At 68.4% G+C, this 7,531-nt stretch carries 9 protein-coding genes and 1 pseudogene; 6 read left to right on the plus strand and 4 right to left on the minus strand.

The features are described 5' to 3' along the window. Positions 1-118: 118 nt before the first annotated feature. The 6 genes from QC282_RS29615 to QC282_RS29640 all read left to right on the plus strand — a co-directional run bounded on the left by QC282_RS29615 (position 119) and on the right by QC282_RS29640 (position 3,925). Positions 119-472 (plus strand): hypothetical protein, encoded by a 354-nt coding sequence (locus QC282_RS29615; RefSeq protein ID WP_279552660.1) that lies wholly within the window; start codon positions 119-121, stop codon positions 470-472. A gap of 885 nt (positions 473-1,357) precedes the next feature. Next, a complete protein-coding gene (locus QC282_RS29620) occupies positions 1,358-1,702 on the plus strand; it encodes a hypothetical protein (RefSeq protein WP_279552661.1) in 345 nt (114 codons plus the stop codon). Next, positions 1,699-2,055 carry a hypothetical protein gene (locus QC282_RS29625; RefSeq protein ID WP_279552662.1) on the plus strand — a complete coding sequence of 119 codons (357 nt, stop codon included), beginning with the start codon at positions 1,699-1,701 and terminating at the stop codon, positions 2,053-2,055. The genes QC282_RS29620 and QC282_RS29625 overlap by 4 nt, the downstream gene beginning before the upstream one ends. Positions 2,056-2,062: 7 nt before the next feature. Further along, positions 2,063-2,839: a hypothetical protein gene (locus QC282_RS29630; RefSeq protein ID WP_279552663.1), complete on the plus strand. Its 777-nt coding sequence runs from the start codon at positions 2,063-2,065 to the stop codon at positions 2,837-2,839. 199 nt (positions 2,840-3,038) lie between these two features. After that, on the plus strand, positions 3,039-3,353 hold the full coding sequence (locus QC282_RS29635) for a hypothetical protein (RefSeq protein ID WP_279552664.1): 315 nt from the start codon (positions 3,039-3,041) through the stop codon (positions 3,351-3,353). Positions 3,354-3,634: 281 nt separating this feature from the next. After that, positions 3,635-3,925: a hypothetical protein gene (locus QC282_RS29640; protein ID WP_279552665.1), complete on the plus strand. Its 291-nt coding sequence runs from the start codon at positions 3,635-3,637 to the stop codon at positions 3,923-3,925. A 445-nt stretch (positions 3,926-4,370) separates the two neighbouring features. Here QC282_RS29640 and QC282_RS29645 read toward each other — a convergent pair whose 3' ends face one another. The 4 genes and pseudogenes from QC282_RS29645 to QC282_RS29660 form a co-directional block, all read right to left on the minus strand. After that, on the minus strand, positions 4,371-4,493 hold the full coding sequence (locus QC282_RS29645; protein ID WP_279552666.1) for a hypothetical protein: 123 nt from the start codon (positions 4,491-4,493) through the stop codon (positions 4,371-4,373). Between the two features lie 309 nt (positions 4,494-4,802). Then, positions 4,803-4,965: pseudogene (locus QC282_RS29650) on the minus strand (IS5/IS1182 family transposase); the annotation flags it as partial. Positions 4,966-5,000: 35 nt separating this feature from the next. Beyond that, positions 5,001-6,107, minus strand: coding sequence for a M23 family metallopeptidase (locus QC282_RS29655; RefSeq protein WP_279552667.1), 1,107 nt, complete (start codon positions 6,105-6,107; stop codon positions 5,001-5,003). Positions 6,108-7,154: 1,047 nt separating this feature from the next. Then, the coding region (locus tag QC282_RS29660) for a hypothetical protein (RefSeq protein WP_279552668.1) at positions 7,155-7,531 on the minus strand (377 nt) is incomplete at its 5' end.

Genomic DNA, 7,531 nt, shown 5'->3' on the forward strand with positions numbered 1-7,531 from the left:
AAGGCGGCTTTACCGCGCGCAGAATCCATCGCGGAGCGCGCCCTGGGCGACCGTACTCAGGGGAGTTGAGTAGCCGGGCCGATACGCCGGCCGCCGGTGGCCCGCTCTCATAGACAGCATGGACACCACCGCCGTACCTGCCACCGACACCCGCGCCGCCGAGCCCGACTCGTCGTCCCAGGCACTGACCGGCTGCGCCGCGGCCGGGCTCGCCCTGCTGCTCCCCATTGTCTTCGTCGCGTGGTTCCTCGTACTCGCCGGCGAGCGCGGCAGCCGGTGCCTGACGTACGGCGAGGGCTGCTCGCCCGTGCCCGGTGACGTCCTGTGGGCCGTCTTCTACGTCGCCCTCGGCTGCGGCATCGTCGCGCTGACATGGCCCCGCGCCCAGTGGAAGCCCGCCAGGCTCGGCGTCGTCGTCGTTCAGTGGGCTGCCCAACTGCTGCTCGCCGTACTGATTCTCATCGGCGCCTGAGTCCCCCCAGCCGCAGGCCACGCCAACGCCCACGCCGTCGCAGTCCAGGCGCAGCAGGTCCTCCTTGCCCTTGCATGTCTGACCGTGGCTGCGGCTGCACACCAAACATGGTTGCCGAACGGGCCTTTGCCACACGTTCGGTCGGGGCCTGGTCGAACTGCGCGTGCGAATAGTTACGATGCGGCAGATGGCCCAGGTGATCACGGCGCAGGATGCCGCGCCCGGCCCTACGCCCGCGGGGCGATGAGGAAGCTGGCGGAGCTGGGGCTGGCGGAGCGCCGCCAGCGCTACCCCGAACCGCCCGGCCGCTGAGGCGGCGCTGCCGGAGACGACGACGCTCCCACGCAACAGCCGTGGGGGAGCGCCCCCGTTGACCACGCCGCGTCGGTCAGGCAGGGAACGTCCGGGAGCTAGGTTCTCCCGGCTCAACCGGTTCGGGAGGGGCCGCCGGCCCATCCGGTGGCTCAGAGCGTGTGCGGGCACGGGCGCGTCGCAGAAGGTGCAACCGGCCTTCGGCCGGGCCACCACCTGGCAGCCGCCATCCTTCCGACACCGAAGCTGTTCGCGGACGTCCGCGAACAGCGAGATCCCGGATACTCGCCCAACTGCCCAACTGCCCAACTGCCCAACTGCCCAACTGCCCAACTGCCCAACTGCCCAACTGCCCAACTGCCCAACTGGAGGACCGAGGCTGTTCGAGGGGCGCGGGGCCAGGGCCGTCGGAACCGACATTGCCGGGTTCCGGCAAGCAGCCGGGCAGGTCGTCTGCCGTGCCCGGTGGATGAACGGCGATGTCCGGGCAGTCATCATGACGAGCCGGAGGGCCTGTCGCTCTGAGGCCTGCAGAAAGTGGACAGGTGAACGGAGAGGCGGATGCTCGGGACCGTGACCCAAGGCCTCGACAGGGCCATGGACGTGCTCGTGGTGGCCGCGGGACTGGGCTGCGTCTGGCTGGGATGTCGGGCCGTTTTCCAGCCTCGCCGGCCACCGGAGCCCATCCACGGGCCCGTGTGGGTAGTCCGGGCCTGGGGGCTCGGCTTTGTCCTGCTGGGAATCGCCCTCACCATCGAGACGGTCACCTTGATGACCGGCGGGGAGTCGGGCTGGACGGCAGATGTGATCCGCTGGGTGGCCGGGCCGCTCGTGGTCGGCTCGATCGTGATGGCCCATGTCGCCCGGGGGTGGCAGCGTCACCGGGCCCGAACGATGAAAGGCGGGCGGCGGGCGTGAGACGATCCGGCTCCTGGAGTGAGGCTGTGCTGGTCGCCGCGGCCTGCTGGGCGGTCAGCGTCCTGGGATACGGCGTGCTCGCCGCCCTTGACGAGCCGCAGCTGTCCGTTGCTCCCCTCATCGGCGCCGGGCTCCTGCAGTGGTTCTGGGCGCGACACCGTTCCTGGCCGGCAGGGGTCGCGGCCGGTCTTGCGGGGGCTGCCGTGCTGTTCGGGCTCGTCGACGTCCTGCGTCCGGAGCTGGGCCGGTACGTCGCGGACGCGCTGGCCACAGGGACAGCAGCGACCGTCTCCGTAGCCGTGCTCACTCTGGTGGGGCGAGTGAGAGAACGCCGTCATGCCGCCGCACGGTGACCCGCTCGTGCGCCACCGCATGAGCCTGCCGCCCGAGCCGGGAACCGTCCGGCGGCGTACGATCTGGCGTCGCGTGTGGGGGCTGTGCGCGGCTCTGCTCGGTGTCATGATGCTCCTCCTCGGTGCCGCGGGACTGGCCATCGTGCCGAGCCTGATCGAGGACGAGAAGGCGTTCGCAACCGCGACCTCCTGCACCACCCTCTCCACTTCCCATCACGACTGCCTGCGCTCGTTCGACGCGACCGTGACCCGCACGGTGATCAAAGAAGAGAACAAGTCATCGGAGTACACGCTGCACCTGAACGGTCCGACGCAAGTGCCCCGCAGCATCGACATGGGCGCCTCGGAGCCGCTGCTCAAGCGCCTGCATCCCGGTGACAACGTGACGGTCACCCTGTGGCGGGACTACGCGACCGAAGTACGGCAAGGCAAAGTCTCCCAGGAGACCGCCGATACCCCGAAGGGCGAGCCGGTCTTCGTGTGCGCGCTCGCCCTGGCAGTGATCTGCGGCGGCGCGTACAGCCTGTACACGGGAGGCACGGCCCTGGCCCGGGCCCGGCGCCACGCCGTGCGGGAGCTGCCCGCCACACTCGTGACGCGGGGCAAGGAAGCGGCCGGAGCAGCCCTGTGCGCGCTTCCGGCCCTGGTCGTGGGCGACTTCACGAGCGTGCCGGTCATGCTGGTGGTGTGGCTGGCGCTGCTGCCGCTGGTCCGATGGATCCTGAAACGGCAACAGCAACGCAGTACCGGACGGCACGCCCGGTCACCACTGCACACGGTCTGACGGGCCCAGACCGTGAACGCACCTACCTCGAGCCCGGGTCCCTGCTCCTCGCCGCGGCGTGCGGCGTTGGCCGGGATGCCCCTCTGCCGGTCCTCCCCTCCATGGTCCGCCCATCCAGGAGGAAGCTCATGGACGGGCGCCCCAAGGGGTGTCATGATCACGCGATGTCCGGCATGGACCCGGCCCGCAAGGAGGGAAAATGAGGCTCTACCTCGGCGTACCCGTCATTCTGCTGGCGTTGCTCATTGCCGCTTCGGGTATGGCGGCAGTCACCCGCGGATGGGTGCTTCCCACGAACCGGAAACCGATCCGCCGCCCGCAGCTCTACGGCTGGGGGCAGTTGGTCATGGCCATCGCACTCTGCTGTCAGGCGGTCTTCGGGCTGATGACCAGCGACCTCGACACCCGGCAGTGGGGAACCCTGACCGGCAGCGTGCTGATGGTGACCGGCATCCTCGTGATCGCGGTGAGCCAGCGCACGACTGGTCATCGGCAAGGCGGCAAAGCGCCCTGAGCGGGGTCCTGGGATCTCCGACAGCATGATCTACCACCGCACGTCCCGCCCATGACCACCCGCCAGCAGCATCTGGAGCAGCATGTCAGAACGACGCATCGGAGCCGTCCTGGCCGCCGTCGGGACCGCATTGACTGTGGCAGGGGCAGCGATGTACGTACTGCCTGGGCCTGGCCTCCCCATCCTTGCTATCGGCATTGCCGCACTCATCACCGGACTTGTCGTGATCGCCACCACCCGTCTCAGCTGACCCGCCCCTCACCGCCTACAGGACTTCCCTCATGACCTGGCACTGGATCGGCCCGGCCTTCTTCTCCCTCACCCTGATTCCGGCCAGGGTGGCAATGGTCACCGACCACACGCCGAAGCCTCCACGCCCCCGGCGCGCCCCGACGCCACCGCGTGGCCGGGCCATCCTCGCGCCGTACGCCGCCACGCCTCTCGCGATCCCCCGCCTGGCCGGCGCTTCACCGGCGATCACCTCGGCCGCCACCGCAGAACACATCGTCGCCACAACCCGATGCGCGGTCGCGGCCATCACCTCGCACTGCACAGTAAGCACCGCGTCATGACGCGGCCACGATTCTGGCCGCACGAGATCAGATCAGTCAGCCTCTGGTGGACCACGCTCACACTCATCCTCTGGCTGCTCAGCCGCACCACTAGTCAGCCCACCGGCTTCCTGCGCTGCGCCGCCTCCGCAGCGCTGCTGGTCACGGTAGGGGAAATCGGAGACTGGCTACGCCGACGCTGGCGCGCATACCGCAGGCGTTCCTAACCCCTGCCACCCAGCGACCTTCCCCACCCACACCCTCTCTCCAAGTGGTCCGCATCCGTGTGAACCACATCGCTTCAACCTCAACTTGCTGAACTTGACCGTCCGGGTGGGCATCACCGAGCGGCAGGCAACCGCGTTCCCCGAACGACGGCCGCAGCAGTTCTGCCCCGAGCAAGGCCGGATCGGCCTCGAAGGGTTCCGCGCCGCCCGGTGGCGGCCCGGAACCGTTCACCGCGTCGTCATCCGAGCGGGATGGCGTCCAGCACGCGCGTCGGGATGGTCCACGCCGGCTGGGTGGAGGCTGCCGCCGTCCGGTCCCCGCCGGTGATCAGCCATACCGTCGTCGCCTCCGAGGCCTTCACGTAGGTGCCGTCCTTGATCTCCGTCGGCAGCGCGTCCCCACACCCGGGCGGGAATCACCTGCAGCGGCTTCTTTCTCATAGCCCACGGATTCCAGCTCGGTCTGGCTCACGAACCGAAACCGGCACCGACTCCTACCGCTTCGCCACTACCCGGGCCCGAGCCGAACAGCAGCCTGCCAGCTGAACCGAGACGGACGAGCACTCACTGAAAGCCGCCGCGGACCCCGAAGACACGAGCGACCCACTGATCCATCCGGATCTCGAAGTCCGACGCTGAGGCGATGCCCGAGGCAGGGAGGCAACGAACGGCAGTGGCAGGCAGTCGGCATCGGCAGCGAGGTGGATCTTCGTGGTCAGTCCGCCGTGGGACCGGCCGATGGCGTGCCCCTGCCGGGATTCACCGGCCGGGACCCTTTTTGCGGGCCCCGGCCGCGTGCTGGTGAGCTCGCACGACCGTGGAGTCGACCGAGACCCGGGCGGGCCCGGCAGCGGAGGTCTGGGCGTTGGTCAGCTGGTGCGGTTGTAGATCGCCGTACCGGGGCAGGCGGTGTAGCCGGAACGGGTGCCGCAGCCGGAGTACTGGCTGGAGCCGTTCCACCACGTCCAGCCGCCGATGGTGCGGCCGTTCAGCCAGGTGTACTGGCCGACGTAGTTGGCGTCGTACGTGCGTAGACTCCAGTGCACGTGGGCGCCGCTCGCGGAACCGCCGGCGCAGGTGTCGGTGCCGATGTTGCCGAGCAGGGCACTGCTGGAGATCGCCGTCCCGTTGTAGTAGGTCGCGTTGGACATGTGGTAGTAGTCCGTGGAGAAGCCACCGGGGTGGATCACCCGGGTCCAGCCGCCGCCGGCGCCGCACATTGAGGTCGCGGTGCCTTCACGGGACGAACGGACTTTCCCGCTGGCGTTACCACCAGCGAAGTCGAGGGCGCTCCAGTAGCCGGTCGCGCCGTCGTGGGCGTGCGGGCCACCGGTCAGGGTCATGTAGTAGTCGGGCATCCAGGGCAGCAGCAGCCCGTTGGTGTTGGCCAGGGCCCCGGTCGGCGACGCCTCTGCCTCAGGCGTCGCCTCGTGTTCGGCGTACGCCGTCATGGTCCGCCGTTCCGCCTTGCCGACCAGCGGGGACCGGGCCACGTGTTCGGCGAACTCGTCGTCGCCTTCGAGGCCCGAGACCCATTGCCCGTCCTTACGGTGGGCGATGTAGAGCCATCCCTCCGGCTCGCCGTGTTGCTTGCGCGACGCCTCGACGTAAGCGACGCCACGGGCCCAGTCGCGCGAGACGGTGCGTACGTCGACGACCACCTTCCGGCCCTCGTCGGCGAACTTGGCGATGGCGGTCTTCGGGGCGAGTCCCTTGGCGTCGTGGGACCGGGAGAGGACGTCCGTGGAGACGGCGTCTATCAGTGCCTTGCGGCTGGTTCCGAGACGGTCGGCGACGACGTCTGACATCTTCGCGGTGACACCGGTGGATGCCGGCTGGGCGGCAGCTACGGGAATCGTGCCTGAGCCCTTGGTGGTGGCCGGCGCCGAAGGCGCGGTGGCGAGCAGACCGGTGGTGAGCAGACCGGTGACGGCAAGGGCGGTCACGGTAATTCTTCGGGACAGTGCGGAGAACATGGGCGTATTTCCTTTCGCGCAGGAAAAGGGTCATGCGGGGAGAGCAGACAGCGAGGTCCGGAGCGGAGCGGCCCGTACGGTACGGATCTGGAGGCGGACCAGGCGGAGGTGCTCCGGTGTTCGACGCGGGAGGTCGCCGTGCCGGGGATATCCGAGGCAGAAGAAGAGACCGTTGGATCCGGGCTTGCTGGGCGAGATGGCAGAGCGAGTAGGAACGCCTGGGTTGGCTGTGTCATCGCACAGACGGCGACCCGACGCGGCGCTTGCGCCGACGTTGCTGCAGGGATAGTCGAACAAGCCTCTAGTAAGGCGTAGAAGGGGCGCGCCTGGATGGTGTCGCGAGTGCTCAGCCCGCCGTGGGTGAAGTGAACCGGAGGGCAGTCGTCGTCTTGAAGCCGGTGCGTCTTCCCTACCGCGGGGCCGGCCATGCCGTCGGCGCAGCGACCAGGTACAGCAGCCATCGGCGTGGGCGGTTCCTTCGGTAGTGGCCACTTCCGTCTCGCCGACAGCCAATGGTGCGAGAACGAGCGGGGACCGAGACCAGAAGGGGAGAGGGCTCGAAGTGCGTCTGTGCATCGACCAGCCCTCTCGTTTGACGTGTACCTGACTGAGTTTGCGTCGCTCATCAACGCGTGTCAATGAGGTCAAGGCGTCGTCATTCATCGGCTCAGGGCCTGCCGGAGAACAACATGCGGCGGGCGACGCGCTGGCCCCGCGAGGCCAGTTCGCGAAATCACAGGCTGTTTCCCGGCAGGCCTCTACGAGCTGGTGCGTGATGGCGGGGAGGTGCGCTTGCTGGTGGGGCCTGATCTGTTGTGCGATCGTGGCCAGCCGGACGGTTCTCACCATCAGGTGTTCACGGACATCTCCCGGGACCCATCTGGCGTGTCTGGTTGAGGAGCTGACCGGCCCGTGACAGACCGTGGTCGAGGGACATCGCCACGAAACTCATGACGGGTCCGAAGCGTGCAGCAGGTGCAGGTGCCCGACATCGGCTGGTGTTCGTGGACCGGTTCATGGCCAACGACCGGGTCGTCGTCTGCTCGTTCATCGGCTGCGGGCACTGCTGGTACTGCGCCAACGACCTGTGGTCCTGTGCAATAACAGCAACATCAACCCGGCATCGGTCAGGTCCTCCTCGAGTATGAGACCGTCGGCATCTTCGGCTACTCCCATGCCATGGGCGGCCTGCGCGGCAGCCACGCCGAGTACGTCCGCTTCCCCTTCGCCGACTACGGCGCCTTCCCGTACCTGCCGGCGTCGATGACACCAGCTGATGTTCGGCTTCGGTTTTTCAGTGGTCGGTTTCTGGTTTTCAGTGCTGGGTTGTGCCTGGTAGGGGTGGGTGGGTTGGCGGGTCGCTGAACTTGGGGCGCTGGTTTGGTACTGAATGGTGCCGCGTGTGCCCGGGGGTGGGGGCCACG

This window comes from Streptomyces sp. DH24, from assembly GCF_029813775.1.
Classification (GTDB): domain Bacteria; phylum Actinomycetota; class Actinomycetes; order Streptomycetales; family Streptomycetaceae; genus Streptomyces.